Annotated in this window: 17 protein-coding genes; 10 read left to right on the top strand and 7 right to left on the bottom strand. The window is 59.4% G+C overall.

All coding sequences use genetic code 11. The features are described from left to right. The first annotated feature begins 14 nt into the window (after positions 1–14). Complete coding sequence (locus DLM45_RS01840) at positions 15–938, top strand: AraC-like ligand-binding domain-containing protein (protein ID WP_246317505.1); 924 nt, start codon at positions 15–17, stop codon at positions 936–938. Between the two features lie 191 nt (positions 939–1,129). Further along, positions 1,130–2,293 carry an extensin family protein gene (locus tag DLM45_RS01845; RefSeq protein WP_343062227.1) on the top strand — a complete coding sequence of 388 codons (1,164 nt, stop codon included), beginning with the start codon at positions 1,130–1,132 and terminating at the stop codon, positions 2,291–2,293. Between the two features lie 29 nt (positions 2,294–2,322). Here DLM45_RS01845 and DLM45_RS01850 read toward each other — a convergent pair whose 3' ends face one another. The 3 genes from DLM45_RS01850 to DLM45_RS01860 all read right to left on the bottom strand — a co-directional run bounded on the left by DLM45_RS01850 (position 2,323) and on the right by DLM45_RS01860 (position 9,273). Beyond that, positions 2,323–4,794, bottom strand: a complete 2,472-nt coding sequence (locus DLM45_RS01850) for a tetratricopeptide repeat protein (protein ID WP_181335299.1) — start codon at positions 4,792–4,794, stop codon at positions 2,323–2,325. 109 nt (positions 4,795–4,903) lie between these two features. Next, a complete protein-coding gene (locus tag DLM45_RS01855; RefSeq protein ID WP_181335300.1) occupies positions 4,904–8,071 on the bottom strand; it encodes an efflux RND transporter permease subunit in 3,168 nt (1,055 codons plus the stop codon). A 14-nt stretch (positions 8,072–8,085) separates the two neighbouring features. Then, positions 8,086–9,273 carry an efflux RND transporter periplasmic adaptor subunit gene (locus tag DLM45_RS01860; protein ID WP_343062229.1) on the bottom strand — a complete coding sequence of 396 codons (1,188 nt, stop codon included), beginning with the start codon at positions 9,271–9,273 and terminating at the stop codon, positions 8,086–8,088. 273 nt (positions 9,274–9,546) lie between these two features. On the opposite strand from DLM45_RS01860, the gene DLM45_RS01865 reads away from it, so the two are divergent. From DLM45_RS01865 to pepN, 6 genes are all read left to right on the top strand, one after another. Continuing rightward, positions 9,547–10,116: a TetR/AcrR family transcriptional regulator gene (locus DLM45_RS01865; protein ID WP_246317114.1), complete on the top strand. Its 570-nt coding sequence runs from the start codon at positions 9,547–9,549 to the stop codon at positions 10,114–10,116. A gap of 170 nt (positions 10,117–10,286) precedes the next feature. Continuing rightward, positions 10,287–11,105, top strand: coding sequence for a quinoprotein dehydrogenase-associated SoxYZ-like carrier (locus DLM45_RS01870; protein ID WP_181335302.1), 819 nt, complete (start codon positions 10,287–10,289; stop codon positions 11,103–11,105). Positions 11,106–11,394: 289 nt separating this feature from the next. Continuing rightward, on the top strand, positions 11,395–12,609 hold the full coding sequence (locus DLM45_RS01875) for a saccharopine dehydrogenase family protein (RefSeq protein ID WP_181335303.1): 1,215 nt from the start codon (positions 11,395–11,397) through the stop codon (positions 12,607–12,609). Beyond that, positions 12,609–13,046: a hypothetical protein gene (locus tag DLM45_RS01880; protein WP_181335304.1), complete on the top strand. Its 438-nt coding sequence runs from the start codon at positions 12,609–12,611 to the stop codon at positions 13,044–13,046. Before DLM45_RS01875 ends, DLM45_RS01880 begins: the two co-directional genes overlap by 1 nt. 32 nt (positions 13,047–13,078) lie before the next feature. Then, positions 13,079–14,248 carry a carboxynorspermidine decarboxylase gene (gene nspC / locus DLM45_RS01885; RefSeq protein ID WP_181335305.1) on the top strand — a complete coding sequence of 390 codons (1,170 nt, stop codon included), beginning with the start codon at positions 13,079–13,081 and terminating at the stop codon, positions 14,246–14,248. Positions 14,249–14,352: 104 nt separating this feature from the next. Continuing rightward, entirely contained in the window at positions 14,353–17,010 is a 2,658-nt protein-coding gene (gene pepN, locus DLM45_RS01890; RefSeq protein ID WP_181335306.1) for an aminopeptidase N, read from the top strand. A 15-nt stretch (positions 17,011–17,025) separates the two neighbouring features. Here pepN and DLM45_RS01895 read toward each other — a convergent pair whose 3' ends face one another. The 4 genes from DLM45_RS01895 to DLM45_RS01910 all read right to left on the bottom strand — a co-directional run bounded on the left by DLM45_RS01895 (position 17,026) and on the right by DLM45_RS01910 (position 20,327). Next, positions 17,026–17,649, bottom strand: coding sequence for a ParB-like protein (locus DLM45_RS01895; protein WP_181335307.1), 624 nt, complete (start codon positions 17,647–17,649; stop codon positions 17,026–17,028). 24 nt (positions 17,650–17,673) lie between these two features. Beyond that, on the bottom strand, positions 17,674–18,990 hold the full coding sequence (locus tag DLM45_RS01900; RefSeq protein WP_181335308.1) for a replication-associated recombination protein A: 1,317 nt from the start codon (positions 18,988–18,990) through the stop codon (positions 17,674–17,676). Positions 18,991–19,079: 89 nt separating this feature from the next. Beyond that, positions 19,080–19,622 carry an AAA family ATPase gene (locus DLM45_RS01905; RefSeq protein ID WP_181335309.1) on the bottom strand — a complete coding sequence of 181 codons (543 nt, stop codon included), beginning with the start codon at positions 19,620–19,622 and terminating at the stop codon, positions 19,080–19,082. A 54-nt stretch (positions 19,623–19,676) separates the two neighbouring features. Further along, the gene (locus DLM45_RS01910) at positions 19,677–20,327 is read right to left on the bottom strand and encodes a polymer-forming cytoskeletal protein (protein WP_181335310.1); all 651 of its coding nucleotides are present in this window, start codon (positions 20,325–20,327) and stop codon (positions 19,677–19,679) included. A 218-nt stretch (positions 20,328–20,545) separates the two neighbouring features. On the opposite strand from DLM45_RS01910, the gene crcB reads away from it, so the two are divergent. Together crcB and DLM45_RS01920 are read left to right on the top strand one after the other, a co-directional pair. Then, a complete protein-coding gene (crcB, locus tag DLM45_RS01915) occupies positions 20,546–20,926 on the top strand; it encodes a fluoride efflux transporter CrcB (protein WP_181335311.1) in 381 nt (126 codons plus the stop codon). Next, on the top strand, positions 20,923–21,921 hold the full coding sequence (locus DLM45_RS01920) for an RluA family pseudouridine synthase (RefSeq protein ID WP_343062230.1): 999 nt from the start codon (positions 20,923–20,925) through the stop codon (positions 21,919–21,921). The genes crcB and DLM45_RS01920 overlap by 4 nt, the downstream gene beginning before the upstream one ends. Positions 21,922–22,041: the final 120 nt, after the last annotated feature.

Below are 22,041 nucleotides of genomic sequence, written 5' to 3' on the forward strand. Positions count from 1 at the left end.
TTTCCACATCGCAATTGCACCCCCGCGACCGTTTTGATTACTGGCATGAGATCGCCTGTCGAGCGACGACGCCGCACGAATGCCGGCCTCGAAATCGCGCCGCTTTTCAAGGCGAAATTCATGCGGAAACTTTAGCGGGGGGCTCGCTTACCTCTGTCAGCCATAATGGCATTACCACTTGGCGGACGCGTCGGCAGATCGCCCAGGCGAACGACTGCGTGTTTCTTTGTCTGCAGTTGGTAGGAAGCGCGCGGTTCAGTCAGTACGGCCGGGATGTCTCCCTTTCCGATGGTGATCTTGCGCTCGTCGATAATGGCTTGCAGGCCAACATGACCAGCTCGCTCAACTCCCATAAGCTTCTGCTTGAGCTGGGTCGTAGAGATTGCGAAGCCCGCCTCGGGAAAATTCAGCAATCGGCCGCGCGTCGGATTGATGGCTCTCGTGGCCTTGGAAAGCTTCTTTCTACTTTCGTACAAGGTCTGCGCGGACAATCCTCGCAGTTGAGTTCCGGCGCTCAGGCGCAGATCTCGCTGCAGGTGATTGATCTCGTCGCCGTCGCTTTGTCGGAAGGCGAAAGTGCTGGCCCGGTGCAATCGTCCGGGCGGCTTGCTTCCCTGCTTCGGCTCAAGTCCGTAGTCGATGCCAACCTTTCGAACAGCAACGTGACGTGCGAGGATCTTGCGAACGCCGCTGGCATTTCGGTGCGCTACGCCAACCAGCTTCTTGACGCTGAAGATACGTCGCTTCGGCGGTTGCTGTTCAGCAGGCGGATTGCGAAGTGCCAGGCGACACTGGCTGACAAGACGCAAGCGCATCGGCAAATCAGCGACATCGCTTACTCCTGGGGTTTCGACGATCCTTCGCACTTCGGCCGGCTTTTCAAAGACGCTACGGGAATGACGCCACGTAGCTACCGTATGCAGGCGCGCCAGCCTTAGAGCCCCATTCCGCCCTCCCAACATCTTGGTAATGCTCGCGGAACTCCCGGCATTCGAAGTTCGTTATCCTCGGGCCTCGCTCAAAATGGGCGGCCTGAACGGCTTTCTGCCGCCCTAATCAAAACGTAACCCAGAGATGAGACACTAATCGCTGGCGCCGCGGGGCCCGCCGGTACAGTTGGAGCTTGATCGTGAGCACCCGCCCAGAGTTGCTCATACGCCAGTTTAAGAGACGCGCCAAAGTGCTGCGGACTTCGGCGCTGGCATTTCGCGCGCGGGCGCAAACATCCGCGAACAAATTTCGCATCGTGGCGCTGGAGCGCGCGTCACGCTTCGCAATCAAGACATCGGACAGGTTATCGCGAGCGGTATTCATCGGACTGATTGCATTGGCATGCTCACTGCCGTTCGCGATCAAGCGCGAGACGCTCATTGCATCCGCGCCGCCCTCCGAAACGCTAAAGACGCGTTCGGCCGTTCCGCAGGCCGTTTCCAGCACGTCGCCGAAGCCGACTGCCGCACGCGAAGAAGAGCCCCCTTCTCTCTCGGAAACGAAGCCGGCGATGGCGCTGCCGGACCCCAAAGAGGAGAAGCCAGTGCCGCCCTCCGAGCAGCAAGCGCCGCCTTGGAGCGATAGAGAAATCGCGGCGGCAAAGAGCGAGTGCGACCGTCTTCTTGAAAAGGTTACCTACGTTGCGGAGGAGCTTCCTCCTGCGCGAGAAGGCATATGTGGTGCGCCGGCTCCTCGGCTCTTGAGAAGCCTTGGACCAGACAAGACAAAGATCGATCCTCCTGCCACGCTGTCGTGTCCGATGATTGCGGCTATGAACACCTGGGTCAGCGAAAAACTTCAAACGGCGGCGAAGGAGAACTTTAACTCGCCCGTCGTTCGCATCATCGCCGGATCATATTCGTGCCGGAACCGGTATGGGCTTGCGCGTGCGCCGATCAGCGAGCACGCGCTGATGAACGCAATCGACATTTCGGCGTTCGTGCTCGCCAACGGCAAAGTCATTCGCGTGTCGAAGGGCTGGAAGCCACCGCACGAGCCGGAGAAGAATACCGCAGACACAGAGGAACAAGACGCGAAAACCGATAAGGCAAAAGCTATGCGGTCGGCGGCGGCGAAGCTTGGCGGCGGCGCGACCGCTGCCGCGTCCGTCGTCGTCAAAGTGAAGGTGACGGTGCCGAAGCGCGATAAGCAGCAGGAAGCGTCATCTGCTTTTCTGCATCAGGCCCATAGCGATGCCTGCTCGTTGTTTGGCACGGTGCTTGGGCCCGAAGCGAACGAGGCTCACCGCGATCATTTCCATCTCGATATGAAAGCCCGGCGCTTCCGCTCTATCTGTCATTAGAACAGCAGAACGGCGTTTCAGCGTCCGGTTTAGTCAGCCTGCTCAGAGACCGTGAATGGCTTCGGAGGTTCTCCGGCGCGCATTAAATTCGCCATCGTTTCGAATGCGCTTTCGAGGTTCCGAGTGTAGCGCGCGGTATCATACAGCGGCGCTGTTTCTCGCGCAGCAGACAAGCGCTCGCGAATGCCCGTGAGCATCTCTGGATTTTGCGCCAAGGCTAACGCCATCGCGCTGTAATCTTTCAGGTTCGCCGTCACAAGTTCCGGCAAGCCCATCACCCGCAGCAGGCTTCCGGCGACGCGGCCAGAGAACGTCTCGCCCGTAATCGTCAGCACAGGCAGCCCCGCCCAGAGCGCGTCACTCGTCGTCGTATGCGCGTTGCACGGCACGACGTCGAGGAACAGATCCGCCAAGCGGTGCCGCGCCAAGTGCTCCGCGGTCGGGAGGCGTTTTGCGAAAACCAATCGCGATGGGTCGACGCCGCGGCGGGATGCTTCCCGCCGAAGGTTCTCATGGCAACTGTCTGTCGGAACGAGGAGCCACAGAACCGAACCCGGAACGCTTTTGAGCAGCGTCATCCAGATGTCGAACATCGTGGGGTTGAGTTTGTAGCTATTGTTGAATGAGCAGAACACGAATGCGCCATCCGGCAGGCCAAAATCGGCGCGCGTCATGGGCGTTTCGGCGATCTCGCGACGGCGGTCGTTCGGCTGATAGCAGTTCGGCAGGTGCACGATGCGCTCGGAATAACCATCCTGATGCGCCATCGGCGCTACCGTTTCATCAGCCAGAATGTAATCGATGAAGTCTGCTCCCATCGTGGCCGGATAGCCGAGATAGTTGACCTGCAGGGGCGCCGGTCGATAGGCGAGGATTTCCGTTCGCGCGTCGCGGGTATAGCCCTTCAGGTCGATCAGGATGTCGACGCCGTCGCCATGGATTGCGCGGGCGGCGCTTCGGTCCGTCAGACCGTGAATGGGGACATGCTTATCGAAGGCTGCAAGTGTCCGCCGACGCAATGCGCTACCGTCTTCATTGCTGTAGCAATAGGCTATGTTCTCGAAGCGGGTGCGATCGAGGCTTTCCAAAACCTCGACGAGAAGCATTGCAGTTGCGTGCTCGAAGAAATCGGACGACAGCCAGCCGATGCGCAACGGACGCCCGCCCGCGCCGAGGGTGTTGCTGTAGTCAGAAAACCGAACCGCGTCGGGAACCGCGAACAGCTTACTGTATCGCCGTGCGGCTTCGAGTTGATCGGCCCGGCTTGCGGCGCCCGCTATGAGCTGAAATGGCGCAATGGCCGCCGATCCTGCACGGAACAGGCTGAGACTTGCGCGCTCGTCGGCGTCCAGGCCGTCCCAATCGCATAGCGTGCGACGCAGGTTGATGAGTTCGAAGCGATTGCCAACCGAATTGGGTGCGAGCTCGACCGATTTTGCGAATGCCGCGCGGGATTCGTCGTAACGGGAGCGGACCTTCAGCGTCACCGCGAGATTGTAGTGTGCCGTTGCCGAAGCCGGATCAAGCGAGATGGCATGTTCGAGCGCCTGGATCGCGCCATCATGCAAATTCATTGAACGCAGAAGGTTGCCGACGTTCGTGTAGGCGTCGGCGCGATTGGGGTCTATTGCGAGCCCAGCCTGATAGCTCGCAAGCGCCTCTTCGCGCCGCCCCAACGCTTCGAAGGCCAACGCCATGTTGAACAGCGGTTCCGGGCTCGATGGATCGGCGAAGCTCGCGCGACCATAGACTTCGATTGCTTCCTCGTGACGAAACGCAACGCGCAGGGTCGTGCCGAGATCGTTGAGGGCGCTTGCGAGATCGGCTGCACTGGTCGAGTCGGCGGCCAAACTGCTTTCGGCATCTTCGATCGATCCCGTCATCGCCAGGATGCGGCGCTCAAGCTTCTTGGCTTCTGCGTTTGCGGGATCGGCCGCGAGAGCGCGACGGCAATAGGTCATCGCCGCTTCGACGTTGCCGGCCTGAAGCATCAAAGCGCTCAGGCGAATGAGCACCACTGGTTGATCTGGCTTGAGGCGAAGCGCCGTTAGATAGGCCTCCGTCGCTTCGGCGCTGTTCTCAGCATTTTTGAGCAGATTGCCGAGGACGGCGTAAGCTTCGGAATTCTTCGGCTGCAACGCGAGCGAGCGCTTGCATGCGGCGATCGCATCGTTTGAGCGACGCAGCTCTCCGAGAATTACCGCGAGATTGAGCCACGCTTCGTGATAGCTCGGATCTGCGTCGACGCTCTGGCGAATGTAATCGATAGCCTGATCGGGCGCGGAGAGCTGGTAAGCGATAAGGCCAAGGTGGTGAAGGCTCGGCGGATGCCTTGGCGATAATTCCAGCACGCGGCGGTGTGCAATCGCAGACCGGTGCCAGTCGCCAGCCCGCAGATACTCGACGGCCGCGCGGAAGTCCGCCGCGGCTGCGGAGTTCGTGTTGGACTTTCCTGTCGTTCGACTTTGAGCCTGAGCCCGCCGCCGCGCATTGCGATTCATCTGCCACTCGTCGATCTGCTGGCTGGCATGATCTAACGAGACATGACTCGCGCAACGTGTGCGGAGCTTGCGGCGCCGGGAGTTTTCCCGGCGCGCTGCATTTTCCTAGTTATTCGCCCGGTTGGGGCGCGTGCTCCCCTGCCGTCGCGCGGCGGCGGCGAAGGCCCGAGAGCCAACGGCAAAGCACGTAAAAGACCGGCGTGAAGATCAGGCCGAAGAACGTGACGCCGATCATTCCCGAGAACACGGCGGTGCCGAGCGCCTGACGCAACTCGGCGCCTGCGCCGACGGCCCAGACCAGCGGAACCACACCAAGAATGAACGCCAGCGACGTCATCAGAATTGGCCGCATGCGAAGGCGTGCCGCTTCCGTCGCTGCTGCGAAGCGATCGCGACCCTGCTTCTCCAGCTGCTCCGCGAACTCGACGATGAGAATCGCGTTCTTGGCCGCCAAGCCTATGAGGACGATAAAGCCGACCTGCGTGAGGATGTTGTTGTCCATCCCTCGCAAGATGACGCCGGTAATCGAGGCGATGAGACTCATCGGCACGATCAGAATGACGGCCAGCGGCAATGTCAGACTTTCGAACTGGGCCGCAAGCACCAGGAACACGAACATCACACCCAGCGCGAACGCGAAGGCGGCCGTGTTGCCTGCCCGGATCTGCTGAAATGCAAGGTCGGTCCACTCGTAGGAGAAGCCCGGCGGCAAGGTTTCGGCGGCCATTTTCTGCATGATCTCGATCGCTTGCCCTTGCGAGAAGCCCGGCGCGGCGGAGCCATCGAGTTCAGCCGCCGGATACAGGTTGTAGCGCGGAACGCGCGACGGACCTGAGATGTCGCTCACCGTCGTGAACGAACCGAGCGGAACAGCCTCGCCCTTGTTGTTGCGAACGCGGATGTTCAACGCATCCTTGCTCGTCAGGCGGTACTCGCTATCGGCTTGCGCAGTGACGCGGAACGTGCGGCCGAGAATGTTGAAGTCGTTGACGTAGGCCGAGCCGAGATACGTCTGCAGGGCCGAGAACACGTCAGCGACGTTGATGCCGAGCATCTGGGCTTTGACGCGATCGATGTCGAGATAGAGCTGTGGCGTTGCCGTTTCGAACAGCGAGAAGACCTGCTGGACGCCTTGCGTTTGAGCGGCCTTACCCATCATGGCATTGACCGCGCCCTGCAGCGCTGCTGACCCAGCTCCGGAGCGGTCTTCGACCATCATACGAAAACCGCCAGCGCTGCCCAAGCCGCGCACAGGAGGTGGCGAGACGACGAGAACGGTGCCTTCCTGGATCTCGGAGAACTTCTTGAACAGCGTGGCCTTGATAGCCTGTGCTGAAAGCTCCGGCGTTTTTCGTTCCTCGAATGGCTTCAGCGTGACGAACACCGCACCGGCGTTCGACGCATTCACTCGGGTCGCGCCGGAGAAGCCGGTAAAGCTCACGGCATGGGCGACGCCCGGTGTTGCGAGCGCGAGTTCCGAAACGCGCCGGTTCACTTCGTCCGTGCGTGCAAGCGATGCCGCGGGCGGCATCTGAATGACGGTGATCAGGTAGCCGCCATCCTGATCGGGAATGAAGCCGACCGGCGTCTTGCGGAACTCGTTCAGGCCGAATGCAATCAATCCGATATAGATGACGAGCATTACGCCTGCGAAGCGCACGATGCGTCCGATGAACCAACCGTAGCCGGACGAGAGCTTATCGAAGCTCCAGTTGAACATGCGGAAGAACGCGTGGATCGGCCACATGTACCAGCTCGTGCTGTGTCCGGCGGAATGCGGCTTCAGCAGCAATGCGCAGAGAGCTGGTGACAGCGTGAGCGATACGATGAGCGAGATGATCGTGGCGCCGGCGATCGTCAGTGCGAACTGCTGATAGAAGCGGCCGGAGATGCCGGTGATGAATGCGGACGGCACGAACACCGCCGTCAACACGAGCGCGATCGCGATCAGCGCGGTGCCGACTTCTTCCATCGTCCGGTACGAGGCTTCGCGCGGACTGAGCCCGTTGGCGATGTTACGTTCGACGTTTTCGACCACGACGATCGCATCGTCCACCACGATGCCGATCGCGAGAACAAGCCCGAACAGCGACAGGTTGTTCAACGAGAAGCCGAACGCTGCCATTAGGAAGAACGTGCCGATGAGCGAGATCGGAATCGCAACGATGGGAATGATCGCGGCGCGCCATGTCTGCAAGAATAGCACGACGACGAGCACGACCAGAACGATGGCTTCCAGGATCGTGTGAATAACGGCGTTGACGGACTCCTGGATGTAGTCTGTCGGGTTGTAGACGATCGTATATTCGACGCCCGGCGGAAATCTCTTGGAGATCTCCGTCATTGCGTCCTTGATCTTCTTGGCCGTCTCGATGGCGTTCGTACCCGGCAACTGGAAGATGCCGAGGCCTACAGCAGCCGTTTTATCGAGATACGAATTGGTGCCGTAGTCGAGGGCCGCAAGCTCCACCCGCGCGATATCCTTCACGCGGACGATTGCGTTCTCCGTTTGCTTGACGACGATTTCGCCGAAGGCATTGGGATCGGCGAGACGTCCTAGCGTCTGGACCGTGATCTGGAACGCACCCGGATTCGGCAGCGGCGGCTGATTCAAAACACCGGCGGCGACTTGAACGTTCTGGCGTTGGAGCGCCGTCACGACGTCGCTTGCGGTCAGCGAGAGTGATTGCAAGCGGTCAGGGTCTAGCCAGACGCGCATGGAATAATCGCGTCCGCCAAAGACGTTGATTGAACCCACGCCTTCGATACGAGACAGGGTATCAACGACGTTGACGCTGGCCCAGTTCGATATGAACAGCGTATCGCGAGAGTTGTCCGGCGAGAGAAGATGCACGACCATCATCAGGTCGGGCGACGCCTTCGCGACCGTTACGCCGATATTGCGCACGTCGGCCGGCAATCGCGGAGTTGCGATTGCGACGCGGTTTTGAACCTGCACCTGCGCGATATCGAGATTGGTGCCGAGGTCGAACGTGACGGAGATCGAGAAGCGGCCGTCATTCGTCGAGTTCGACGACACGAACAGCATATGCTCGACGCCGTTGATCTGCTGCTCGAGCGGAGACGCAACGGTTGCCGCGACGACTTCCGCGCTTGCGCCCGGATACTGGCCCGTGACGTTGATTACTGGCGGCGCGATTTCAGGGTATTGCGCGATCGGCAACCGCAGCACCGAGACCGCGCCGAGGATTATCAGCACGATCGAGATGACTGCGGCAAAGATCGGCCGGTCGATGAAAAAGTGCGAGATGCGCATTTAAGATTCGCCGATCAGTTGGTGCGGACCGTCTGGTCTTTGGCGGTCGTCGCCTCGGCGGAAGCCTGCTGGGGCGCAACTTTCGCTCCCGGCTTCACACGCATCAGGCCGTTGACGATGACGGTGTCATTGGGATCAAGACCGGCGGTAATGACGCGAAGGCCATCAACGGTCGGTCCAAGCGTGACGTACTTCGGCGTCGCGACGTTATCGTCGCCAACAGCGTAGACGAACTTGCGAACCTGCTCTGTGCCGATGGCGGCGTCGGGCACGAGAAGTGCCTGCGCGGGAGCCGAGGCGCTGATCCGAATGCGGCCAAACATGCCCGGCGTGAACTTGCCGGTGGGGTTGCTGAATTCAGCGCGGGCACGGATCGTTCCGGTCGAACGATCGATTACGTTGTCGACGAAATCAATTCGTCCTTCGTGCGCGAAGTCGTTCTCATCGATCAGCTTCAGCTTTGTCGGAATCGACATACCGCGGTCCACACTGTTTGCGGAACCGGCAGACGCGGCACGCAGATAGCGGAGATAAGAGGCCTCATCCATCGTGAACTCGAAGCGGATGGGATCGACGGAAACGATTGTCGCGAGCAGCGTCGTGGAGCCAGCGCTGCCGCCAGTCACCAGATTGCCGATGGACACACGCCGATCACCGATGCGGCCGGAGACAGGCGCGGTCAGCTCTGTGAACTGGAGGTCAAGATCTGCCTGTTCGGTCGCAGCCTTTTGCGCCGTCACGTTGGCTTCGGCCACGCGCTTACTCTGCACGCGCTGATCGAGCGTTTGCTGCGTAATGGTCGTGCCGCGCACGAGGCTTTCGCCGCGTTTCAAGTCGGCTTCTGCGAACGCCAGATTGGCTTCCGCCTGCTCGACTGCGGCATTCGCCTGATTGAGTGACGCCTGGAACGGACGGCGATCAATCGTGAACAGCGGGTCACCCGCCTTCACCATCTGACCGTCCTTGAAGCGGATTTTATCCAGGTAGCCAGAAACACGAGCGCGCACTTCAACGAAATCGACCGCAACGAATCGGCCGACGTATTCGTCGTAGTCAGACACAAGCTTCTTTACGGGCTTGGCAACGGTAACGGCCGGAGCGGGGGGAGCGGCGGCCGTTTGTGCGTTCGATTTATCCTCACTGCAGGCCGAGAGGCCCAGTAGCAGCAAGATCAATGACGCAGCTAATGGAACTCGTCTCACGGTCTACAATATCTCCGTCTTGCGCCGTATCGCGTAACGTTATTCGCAATTGGCCGTATAAGGATTATTCTATTCGTGCACGGGGGTGCATAAGCGAAGCTGCAAAAACACGAATGACAAATCTCAGGCAATCGTGCTATTGGGTACCGATCGGTACCACCTAGTTACCGACCGGTAACTTTCTCGTCAAGGACCATGAGCACAACGCAGACCTCCCATTCGCGCAGAGCAATGCCGGCGGACTTTGCATCGCTGCCACCTCGAGAGCGCATTTTGATCGCCTCCCGCGATTTATTTTACCGAATTGGCCTGCATCAAGTTGGTGTGGACGCCATCGCGGAGGCGGCGCTTACGAATAAAATGACGCTTTATCGGCATTTCAAGTCAAAGGACGACCTTATCGTCGCCTACATCGAACTCCTGGCGAAAGAAGGTGACGATATCTGGGAGCGTATCCTCTCGGAACACAAAGGAAATCCCGATCTCCAGCTTAATGGCTGGGTTGATTATATCGAAGATGTGCTGACGAATAAGTACGAGCGCGGTTGCGCGCTTGCCAATGCCGCTGTCGAACTCGACTCGGAACATCCCGCCAAAGCGCTCATCGAGACCTACAAGCGGCGCAAACGCGCGAATATCGTCAAGGTTTTCAAAGCCGCGCGATATGCGGAGCCAGAGCGTCTGGCTGACGAGGTTTTTCTTCTGTTCGAAGGTGCACGGATCAGTATCCAATGCGGCGGCAAAGGGCCTGCCCGGAGAGTCGTCTCGATGCTGCGAAACCTGCTGGCGGCCGGGCGGCGATTGCAGCCAGAGGCCGCTCAACGAGCCCAATCGGCACGTTAAGCCAATTTCTCCTGAATTTTTCGGCGGTTAACGGTCGAGCAGAAAGACAGCGGATTGGCTTGGCGCGGCCCTCTGTTGAAGATGACCGCGACACCATATTGTTGTAGTATCCCGGGAACTTTTCCGGGCTCGGACGTTCTCAGTTTCGAGCGGCAACCAAGAGGAATGCGATGCGCAGCGCTGCAATAAAGCCTTTGATTCTCGGATCCCTCGCCGCCGTCTTCACGGCAGGTGCCGTTTTCGCAGCGGCCGCCGATGACCGCAGCGAGACTTGGGACAGCATCCGCAAGGACATGTACGGCACGCGTCAGATCGAGGACGGCACCGGCAAGATCGCGCTCGAAACGCCGATCCGTGCAGAAGACGGCGCTGTGGTGCCGATCAGCGTCCGGCTGCCCGCGGACTTCGCGAAGGACGTCAAATCTCTCACCATCATCATCGACAAGAACCCTGCTCCGCTCGCCGCCACTTTCACCTACGGCGAAGCAGCGGGTTCTGCCGATCGCGTGCTCTCCACGCGCATTCGCGTCGATCAGTACTCTGACGTTCGCGCCATCGCAGAGAAGAACGATGGCAGCCTCTTCATGACGACCAATTTCGTGAAGGCATCCGGCGGCTGTTCGGCTCCCGCAAGCAAGGACGCGGAAGAGGCTGCAAAGTCGCTCGGCAAGATGCTCATCAAGACGACGCTGAAAGATCCTGCGGATCCAGCCCTCACCGAAGCGCAGGTGATGATCCGTCATCCCAATACGTCGGGCATGGCGATGGATCCTGTAACGCATGGCTACCCACCGCCGCGCTTCTTGTCGAAGATTTCGGTGAAGACCGGTGGGAAGCTGGTTTTTGCAGTCGAGGGCGGCATTTCGCTCAGTGAAGATCCCAATTTCCGTTTCACGTATCAGGGCAACCCATCGGATGTGATGGAAGTCCAGGCGGAAGATTCCATGGGCACGGAGCTGAGCGGGCATTCGACGCCCAGCCAGTCGTAAACGGTCGATCCGCGTTAACTGCGGCGAAGGCGCCTTCGAGAGAAAGAGCGCCTTCGCGTGTCGAAGCGACCCGTAGCGGCGGCGCCGGCGAATTACCGCAATAAAACTGTCATAAATGTCTCAATTCGGCCCTCGGGAGCCGTTTGCTAGATCGCACTCGCGCGGCGATTTGAAATAGTGTTGAATTAAGCGGTCGCGTGTCCTATCTCCCGCTCCCAGCGTGAGAAATCGCTTGTCGCGCCGGCCGTGCCGGATGTCCGCAATTCATTTTCATTTTCTTGGAGCAGTCTTGGAAAACGTACTCATCATCGGGGCCGGTGCAGCGGGTTCGGTCGTTGCAAAAAAATGCGCGATGAACCGCGATGTCTTCAAAAAGATTCATCTCGCTTCGCGTCGCCTCGAAAGCTGCAAAAAAGTGCAGGCGGAGTGCGAGACGCCGATCGACATTTCTCAAGTCGATGCCGACAACGTTGCGGAAACGGTGGAGCTCATAAAGAAGGTCAAGCCTGACCTCGTCATCAACATGGCGCTCCCTTATCAGGATCTGCCGATCATGGACGCGTGCCTGGAAGCGGGCGTGCACTACATGGACACGGCGAACTATGAGCCGCGCGACGAAGCGAAGTTTACCTACAAATACCAGTGGCCCTACCACGAGAAGTACAAAGAGAAGGGCCTGATGGCCGTGCTCGGCTGCGGCTTCGATCCCGGCGTGACGAACATTTTCTGCGCCTACGCGCAGGAGGAACTGTTCGACGAGATCCACACCATCGACATTATCGATTGCAACGCCGGCAGCCATGGCAAGGCGTTCGCGACGAACTTCAATCCCGAGATCAATCTCCGGGAAGTGACCCAGCGCGGCAAATACTGGAAGAACGGCGAATGGATCGAGATCGATCCGCTCTCCATCTCGACGATGATCGACTATCCGGAAGTCGGGCCGGTCAAGTCGTACCTCATCTACCACGAGGAAGAGGAAAGCCTGGTCGAGAACATCAAGGGCCTGAAGCAAATCCGCTTCTGGATGACCTTCTCGGATAACTACATCAAGCACCTCGAAGTGCTCGAAAATGTCGGCATGACGCGGATCGATCCGGTCATGCACAAAGGCACGCCCATCATTCCGATGGAGTTCCTCAAATCGCTGCTGCCGGAGCCCTCTTCGCTTGCTGAAAATTACACAGGCAAGACGTCGATCGGCGTCGTGATCAAGGGCGAGCGCAAGGGCAAGAAGAAGCGCTACATGATCTGGAACGTTACGGATCACGCTGAGACGAACAAGGAAGTCGGCGCTCAGGCCGTTTCCTACACGACCGGCGTTCCAGCAGTTACCGGCGCGATCATGCTGTTCAAAGGTCTTTGGAAGGGTGAAGGCGTCTTCAACGTCGAGCAGCTTCCGCCGCAGCCGTATCTCGAAGAACTTGGCAAGCAGGGCCTGCCCTGGCACGTCAAGGAAATCGAGAAGCACGACCAGAAGAAGCTGTTCGCGGTCGAGACCTGATGAGCGAAGCCGAGATCTTTTCACTCCGCAACGAACTGACTGGGCTAGTCATCTCGGTCGTGTCGGTGAGTTTTGGAATGATCTCGGCGTATATCGCGGGGCTTTGGCTGTTTCTGCGCGAAGCTCCGATTTCGCTTCGGCTTTTGGCGTTCGGGCTGCTCTCGTTCGGTCTTGCGTTCATGGGCGCGCTGACGGCCGGGCTGAATGAGCTTCTGCTTGGAACGAACCGGGCGTGGGCGACGATCGTGAACCCTGCGAGCGGAATCGCAAACTTCGGCGATGTTCGCCCATCCTGGCTCTACGGCTTGTCGCTTTTTGAAGCTTCTGCGTGCCTCGGAGCGGCATCCTTCGGCGCGATCTATATTGCGCTCGCGTATCTCACTTTTATCTACTCGTGGCCCGGAACAACTGCCGGGCAAGTGCGCGTGGCGCACTAACGTCTTTGGCTCTCGCTTCTTCGGTGATCTGATTGTCGACGTCCTCAAAGATTCATGCCTCGACCTTCGATTGGGCACAGTCCATCGCAACGCCCGCCTACGTGCTCGATGCGGCTGCGCTCAAGCGCAATCTTGCGCATGTCTCCACGATCAAGGCTGAGACCGGCTGCAAGGTGCTGTTGGCGACGAAGGCGTTCGCGCTTCCGGCCGCGTTTCCGCTCATGCGCGACGTGCTCGATGGAACGACGGCGAGCGGTGAATACGAGGCGCGTCTTGGCAAGGAAACGTTCGGCAAGGACGTTCACGTTTACTCGCCCGCTTATGCTCCGGGCGAAGTGGAACGACTGACGGAACTTGCCGGACACATCTATTTCAATTCGCCCGAACAGATCATCGCCCACCTCGACGTTCTGAAGCGGCATCCGGATGTCGAGATCGGCATTCGCATCAATCCCGGATACTCGAACGCTACCGTCGGCGGCTCGCTCTATGATCCGTGCGCGCCCTTCTCGCGTTTCGGCGCGACGCCCGACACGCTGGACCAAGTGCCTTGGGACGATGTCGATATTCTTCACACGCACGCTTTGTGCGAGTCAGGTGATGCGGGTTCCGTTGGGCTCATCGAGCACGTGGCGCGCGAGTTCGGTGACTACATTGGCCGGGTAAAGGCCGTGAACTTCGGCGGCGGTCACTTCCTCAACAAGCCGGGCTATGACATCCGCAAGCTCATCGCCGCCATACAGGCATTCCGGCGCGCGTTCAACGTGGACGTCATCCTGGAGCCGGGTGGCGGCCTTGTTGTCGATACCGGGTATCTCGTCGGAAGCGTTCTCGCCGTGCATCACAACGAGAAGAACATCGCCATCCTCGACGCTTCGGCCTCGACGCATATGCCGGACGTTCTGGAAGTGCCCTATACGCCGCTTATTGTCGGCGCGGGTGCGCCGGGAGAGAAGGCGCACAGTTACATTCTCGGCGGTAAAACGTGCATGACCGGCGACATCATCGGCGAGTATTCGTTCGATGCGCCGCTGAAGGCGGGCGATCGGCTGATCTTCCGCGACATGATGCAGTACTCGTTTGTAAAAAATAACACCTTCAACGGTGTGCCGTTACCCGATCTCGCAATCCTGAAGGAGAATCAGGAATATGAGGTGATCCGGTCATTCGGTTACGACGAGTTCCGCCGCCGTCTCGGGTAGCCGGCCTAGAACTTTGCTCCGCTGGCGACGGCTCAAGCGAGAGAGTATACCAACCCATTCGATCCCTGGATCCTTCAGGGACAACCTCCGGCATTGCGACACCCATGGAAGCTGAAGGCCCTCAAACAATCCTGTTGGCTGACTATCAGCCGCCCGAGTACCTGATCGAAACCGTCGAACTCGACATCGCGCTCGATCCGACACGGACGCGGGTGGCTGCGAAACTATCGATCGTTCGCAACCCTGCTCTCAAAACAGTCGGCAAGGTTCCGCTGAAGCTCGACGGTGAGCTTATGGAACTCGAAAGCATCGCGCTTGATGGGCGGCAACTCAAAAAGCCAGCCTATCGCGTTGATGATACGAGCCTGACGATCCCTTCCCCGCCGCAAGAGCCGTTTACTCTCGAAACGGTGACGTACGTCAATCCGCAGGCAAACACGGCGCTGCAGGGCATTTATCTTTCGCGCGGCGTCTATTGCTCGCAATGCGAGGCGCAGGGCTTCCGCCGCATTACCTATTTCAGTGACCGGCCGGACGTGCTCGCGCGCTTTACGGTGCGGCTTGAAGCAGACGTCGATGCGGCACCTGTGTTGCTGGCAAATGGCAATCCGGTCGAACGCGGCACGCTTGCGAAACGTAAACGCCACTATGCGATCTGGCATGACCCGCATCCTAAGCCTTCGTATCTGTTCGCCATTGTCGGTGGCGATCTCGGCTCCGTCGCATCGACGTTCAAGACCGCGTCGGGTCGAGATGTGGATTTGCGCATCTATGTCGAGCACGGAAAGGAAGAGCGCGCGCATTGGGCGATGGATTCGCTCAAGCGGTCGATGCGGTGGGATGAGAAACGCTTCGGCTGCGAATACGATCTCGACGTTTTCAACATTGTCGCCGTGTCTGATTTCAACATGGGCGCGATGGAGAACAAAGGCCTCAATATCTTCAACGATCGCTTAGTGCTTGCCTCGCCCGAGACCGCGACTGACGCCAACTATGAAGCGATCGAAAGCGTCGTCGCGCATGAATACTTTCACAATTGGACGGGCAACCGCATCACGTGCCGCGATTGGTTCCAGTTGTGCCTGAAGGAAGGGTTGACCGTTTTTCGCGATCAGGAATTCTCGGCTGAAGAACGCAGCCGCACGGTGCAGCGGATCTCGGACGTACGCCAATTGAAGTCGCTGCAATTTCCGGAAGACGGCGGGCCGCTTGCGCATCCCGTTCGCCCCGACAGCTATATCGAGATCAACAACTTCTACACGCCGACGGTCTATGAGAAGGGCGCGGAAATCGTGCGCATGATCAAGACCATTCTGGGCGACAAGACATTCCGCGCGGGGATGGATCTTTATTTCGAACGGCACGACGGACAGGCGGTGACGATCGAAGATTTCGTCGCGTGTTTTGCTGACGCGAGCGGGACTGACTTCTCGCAGTTCATGCGCTGGTACACGCAATCGGGTACGCCGGAGCTGGTCTGCGATCTCACTTACGACAAGCGGCGGAAATCGGCCGAGCTCACCGTGCATCAAACGCTGAAGGCGTCTCCCGGAAAGCAGAAGAAGCAACCGCAGTTCATTCCGCTCGCGATGGCGCTGCTGGGCGAGAACGGCAAGGAGATGGACGTTAAAGTCACCGAGGGCCGAGAAATTCGCGACGGCGTTCTCGCTGTTACGGAGCGGACGAATACGTTCAAGTTCTCCGGTGTCACGTCGCGGCCGGTGCCTTCTCTCCTGCGCGGATTCTCGGCACCCGTTAACATCAATATCTCGCTGTCCGACGGCGATCTGGCGTTTCTGATGCTTCACGACAGCGATCTTTTCAATCGCTGGCAAGCTGGCAATCAGTACGCAACGCGCAGCATTCTCGCACTCATCGAAGCTAAGCGGCCGAAAGCCGTCCTTGGCGCAAAGGCGGCGAAATTCGCGACGGCGATCAGAAGCGCGCTTTTCGATGACCGCTTGGACGACGCCTATAAAGCCGAGTTGCTGAAGCTTCCGGGAATCGCCGACGTGGCGCGCGAGAAGTCATCGAAAGTCGATCATTCTGCCATCTTCACCGCGCACCGGAGTTTTTCGCGCGCAATTGCCGAAGCGCTGAAAGACGACCTCGTCGAAATCTATGATCGTAAGTCGCGCAGCAAGACGTTTTCGCCGGATGCAAAAAGTGCGGGGCGGCGCGCCCTTCGCAACGCGGCTCTTACATTGTTGACGACGTGCGATGGACCGGAGGATTACGCGCGTGTCGCCGCGCATTACAAGCGCGCGTCGAACATGACGGACTCAGCCCATGCGCTCGTTTTGATTTCAGGCGTCGACGCGCCCGAGCGTGAGACCGTGCTTCGCGATTTCCACGATCGCTGGAAGGGCGATCATCTTGTGATCGATCTGTGGTTTGCCGCCCAGGCCCAGTCCCCGCGTTCTGAAACGCTCGATGAGGTCAAAGCGCTTACGCGAGATCCACTCTTCAGGCTGACGACACCAAACAAAGTGCGAGCGCTGATCGGCACGTTCGCGATGGCCAATCCGGTGCAATTCAACCGGCCTGACGGCGCGGGCTATCGTTTTCTCGCCGACATGGTGCTGGAGATCGACCGGCTCAATCCTCAGGTGGCGGCGAGAATGCTTGGCGCGTTCCGCAGTTTCCGGTCGCTCGAGCCCAAGAGGCGCGCACTGGCGAAGGCCGCCTTGCACCACGTGGCAGGCTCCTCCCCGCTCTCTCGCGATTGCCACGAGATCGTTACACGCATGCTTGACGATTAAAGTTCGCGACGCCGATCAATCGTGCGCGTGCGGTCCGCACCAGCCGGGTAAGAACGAAGCGTCTGCACTTTTGGCAAATTCAAGCGCCAGACGCAGACCTTCGTCGAAATCATTTTCGGCAATCTTGCGTGGAACTCGGCGGCGCAACGCATCGGCCCAGAGGAACTCGCTGAAAGGTGCCGTGTCCTTCGCGAAGCCGCCTGCAAAGCGCAGTTCTCCGGCAAGGCTGCGATAGGGATCGTCATCAAGATCCGCGACTGTTTTCGGAAGCTCGTTGCGCGTCTGGCGTTTCCCATTATCGTCGAACGGGTGCATCCAGCCCCGATTGTCGAGGAACGTCCAGAAGGCATCCTTGTCGAGCTTGCGCAGATCTGCGACGGCGGAAATGAGAATGTCTTTCACACCTTCTTCGTGCAAAGCGCGGGCAAGATGATGATGATCGATGATATAGGCGCGATCTTTCGGCCCGCGAACAATCGGCACCATATGCCGACCGAGGAACTCGGCTCGTTTGCCGTCAGCGAGGGTGCGCCATTCCTTTTGTTTGCGGCGAACTTCATGCATGCCAACCGTCATTTGCGTTGGCCGTAGATCGGCAATTGCTACGGAATGCAGTATCGGACTCAATGCTTGCGCCATGGCGCGCTCCGGGGTTGCAGGATTTTACTTCGCGTTTCGCTCGCTCCTAAGCTTCGCCCAATAGTCCAACCGCTTTCTGACTTCCCGCTCGAAGCCACGTTCCGGTGGGTCGTAGAATTTCGGACGCTTCTTGAAGGCATCCGGAAAATAGTTCTGGCCCGAAAACGCTTCGGGTTGATCGTGATCGTAGAGATAGTCCGAGCCGTACCCCTCATCCTCCATCAACTTGGTTGGCGCGTTGAGGATTGTTTTCGGAGGCGATACGGAACCCAGATCCTTGGCCGAGCGCATGGCTGCTTTATACGCCACGTAATTGGCATTCGATTTCGGCGCGGTGGCCATGTAGATCGTCGCTTCGCTCAGCGCCAGTTCGCCTTCCGGCGAACCCAGAAAATCGTAAGCGTCCTTGGCGGCGTTGGCGATAACGAGCGCTTGGGGATCGGCGAGGCCAATGTCTTCGATCGCCATGCGAACAAGCCGGCGAGCGATGAACAGGCGATCCTCGCCGCCATCGAGCATGCGGCAAAGATAGTAGAGCGCGGCATCGGGATCAGAACCGCGCACGGCCTTATGCAAGGCCGATATCAGATTGTAATGCCCTTCGCGCGACTTGTCGTAGAGCGGCGCGCGGCGCTGCACGAGCTTGACGAGCGCTTCCCGATCAAGCGGCTTTGAACCCGGCGCAACACCAGCGAAGACGTCTTCTGCGAGATTGAGAATGGCGCGGCCGTCGCCATCGGCCATACCCTTGAGCGCCTCGCGTGCGCCGTCGTCCAATGGAAGCTGCCGGCTTACTTCGGTTTCCGATCTCTTCAGAAGCGTCTCGAGAGTTGCATCATCCAGACGGTTGAGCGTCAGCACCGTGGCGCGTGACAGAAGAGCGGCGTTGAGTTCGAACGACGGATTTTCTGTCGTCGCGCCGACGAGCGTGATGGTGCCGTCTTCCATGTGTGGCAGGAATGAATCCTGCTGCGAACGATTGAAGCGATGAATTTCGTCGATGAAAAGCAGCGTGCCTTTGCCCTGCTCGCGATGCGCCTTGGCGCGGTCGAACGCCTTACGCAATTCCGCGACGCCGGAGAAGATTGCCGAGAGTTGCTCAAACGCGAGATTGGTTTCGCCCGCGAGCAAGCGCGCGATTGTCGTCTTGCCGGAACCGGGCGGGCCCCAGAGAACGAGGCTTGGGATGCGCCCGGTCTTGAGCATACGCGTCAGCGTTCCGTCGGGTCCGACGATGTGATCCTGCCCGGCAACTTCGGGCAGCGATTTTGGGCGCAGGCGATCGGCGAGCGGGCGTGGCGCGCTCTTTTCCAGTCCTGCGGCTTCGAACAGATTGGCCATTGCGCCAGTATATAGAGGCCCGCGCCTGCCGCTCCAAATGCTTAGAAAGGCCAATTGTCCTATCGGATACCGGTTGCTCGCCGGATAGGTCAGGCGGCGTTTACTTCGAGCGCTGCCAGAACGGCGTCTGCCCGCGCGGCAACGCCGACTTTCGGAAGCACGGCGAGGCGATATCCCAGCGCCGGATAGGCATGTTCGAGCCGCCGATACTCGCCGAGCGCGTCGTCTAAGCCGTGCCGCCGCTCCGGGTCCGAAGCGTAGATTTCGGGCCAAGGCGGCGTAAAGAACACCGTATGATGATAGCGGTGCGGTCGCCCATATCGTTCGATCGCGGGTTCCCCGGTTGCGTGTTCCAACGCGACGGCAGCGTCGATCAATCCTCGATCAAAAAACACCCACCCCGCTGACGCCGCAGCCGCGACCCGATCCGCAAGCGACGTTTCGATCGCACGGCGTGCGAATGCCGCGATATCAACCCAAGGGAGGGCCTGGCTTCCGCTCGCCATTTCTGACTGGATGATCCGCCTGCCCGGCTCTTCGACCACTGCGTATCCGCGCCGCCGAAGTTCTGCGAGGATCGATGACTTTCCGCCACCTGAGCACCCGGACAGCACGACGTAACGTTCGCTCACGCTGCCCCCTTATGTGCGTAAACTCTCGGGGCGACGGCTAGCGCCTGCGTAGAGCTAAATCCGAACGGCGACGTTCACGGTTTTTGCCGGTCCGGAACTCGCGCCCGACGCGTCCGTCACCAGAACATCGAACGCTGCTTTTTCGCTGTCTGTGCCGTCATGCGCAAAAAACACTTGTCCTCCCGCAAGATCGGCCTGCGTGAACGTCGTGACGTGCTGGCTGGGCGCGGCGCCGAGTACGACGGAGCCACCGGCGGCGTTCGAAACTTCGAACTTCAGATCTTCCGGTTTATCGTCGGGATCGACGGCATTCAGATCGGCGAGCGTGATGCGGACCGATCTGCCCTTGTCGACGGTCAGGTCAAGATCGCCTGCGAGCGTTGGCGGGATGTTGCGGACATGAGCGGACAGTTCGCTCCCCTCTTCCATCGACAGACGGCCGTAGCGGATTTTACCTGAAGCGCTGCCTGTACGCTTGAGCGCGATCAACTGCTGCACGCGAACGTCACCCTGCACCGTGCCGCGAATTTCCGCGGTATCGGAATTCACCTGCCCGAAGACCTTACCGCCTTCCTGGACGATGACCTCGGATGCGTTGACGCCGCCTTCGATGTAGCCCCAGACCTCGACCCGGCGTCCGTCTTTGACCTCGCCTTTGAGGACGGCACCTTCGCCGAGGATCAATACGCCACGATTGTCGGACATCGGCGAACTCCAGGTTACGCGTTACATGCCACAACCTCCGCCATGAATTTGTCAGCTTCTCGACGGGATGCCGCGAGCCGTGTATCCCAAGTGGTTAATGCCGCACGATTTTGTCGAGCTTTTCTCTCGAATGCGACGCGGGACTGGGGCATTGCAGCGGCTTCCTCAGCCATAGGTGTGCCGCTATAGCTTCCCAGCGTCTATCGAAGGACACGAACATGAAGCTGCTGCTGCTCGCTTCAAGCGGCGGTGCCATCGGCGCCGGATTACGCCATCTCATCGGTCGAGCGTTCATGCATCAGGGGTTGGTCAATTTTCCCTGGGCGACCCTGGTGATCAATATCTCGGGTTCATTCCTGATCGGCGTCCTGATCGAGGTACTCGCGCTGCGCTATAATGCGTCCAACGAGCTGCGAACTTTTCTCGTGACCGGCATCCTTGGCGGTTACACGACGTTCTCGGCGTTTTCGCTTGAGTTCGCGACGCTTTACGAACGGGGCGATCTGGTTCAAGCGTTCGGTTATGTCTTGGCGTCGGTCGTACTCAGCATTCTCGCTGTGTTCGCAGGGCTTTGGATTGCACGAGGACTGCTGGCGTGACGACAACTGCAAGCAAAGTCGAAACCATTCGGGTGAGCGACTCTGAAACGGACATGCGGCTCGATCGCTGGTTCCGCGTTCATTTCCCCGAGGTCGGCTATACGTATCTGCAAAAGCTGCTGCGCTCGGGCCAGGTGCGGATCGATTCCAAGCGCGCGCAGGCCAACGACCGTCTGATCGCTGGCGCCGAAATCCGCGTTCCCGCCGTTATTCGCGAGCCGAAAAAGCCGAAGCTCGATGGCCGCGCGCCACTTGGCGTTTCCAAGGGCGACCGCGACGCGATCGAGAAAATGATCCTCTACGAGGATGAGTACGTGCTCGTGCTCAACAAGCCATTCGGCTTGGCTGTCCAAGGCGGCACGGGTACCAAGAGGCACATCGACGGAATGCTGGAAGGCATGGCCGATCGGTTCGGCGGCGAGCGCCCGCGCCTCGTCCATCGTCTCGACCGGGATACGTCCGGAGTCCTACTGGTCGCGAAGACCCGCGATGCGGCTGGCCGTCTAGGCAAGACGTTTCAATCGCGTTCGGCTGCAAAGACCTACTGGGCACTCGTTCGCGGCGTGCCGAAGCCGCCTCAGGGGAAGATCGAGGCCGCGCTGGTTAAGGCCTCAGGCCCCGACGGCGACCGCGTGCGCAAATCACGGCCCGGAGAACAGGCGCAGGCGATGCACGCGACGACGCATTACTCCGTCGTCGATCGCGTTGCGCACAAGGCGGCGTGGGTGTCGTTGAAGCCCGTGACGGGACGGCAGCATCAGTTGCGCGCCCACATGCATCTGATTGGGCATCCCATCGTCGGCGACAATAAATACGAGGGCGACGTCAACTTGCCGGCGGAGAACATCGAGAACAAGTTGCATTTGCACGCACGCCGTCTCGTGATCCCACATCCGAAGACCGGGCAGACCATCGACGTCACTGCGCCGTTGCCGGATCACATGATGGCATCGTGGGATCTTCTGGGGTTCGATGCCCGCCGCTTCGAAGACTGACGACGACTAAGCGTCCCCAAATTTGTCTCGCACTTAGGCCGCCTACGGGCGGCCTTTTGCTGCAGCCTCCGCGTTTCCGGACACTGCAGGAAGAATAGTTTTTCGCCGAGCCTCGTTTCT

Source organism: Hyphomicrobium methylovorum (assembly GCF_013626205.1).
In the GTDB taxonomy this organism is placed as follows: Bacteria; Pseudomonadota; Alphaproteobacteria; order Rhizobiales; family Hyphomicrobiaceae; genus Hyphomicrobium_B; species Hyphomicrobium_B methylovorum.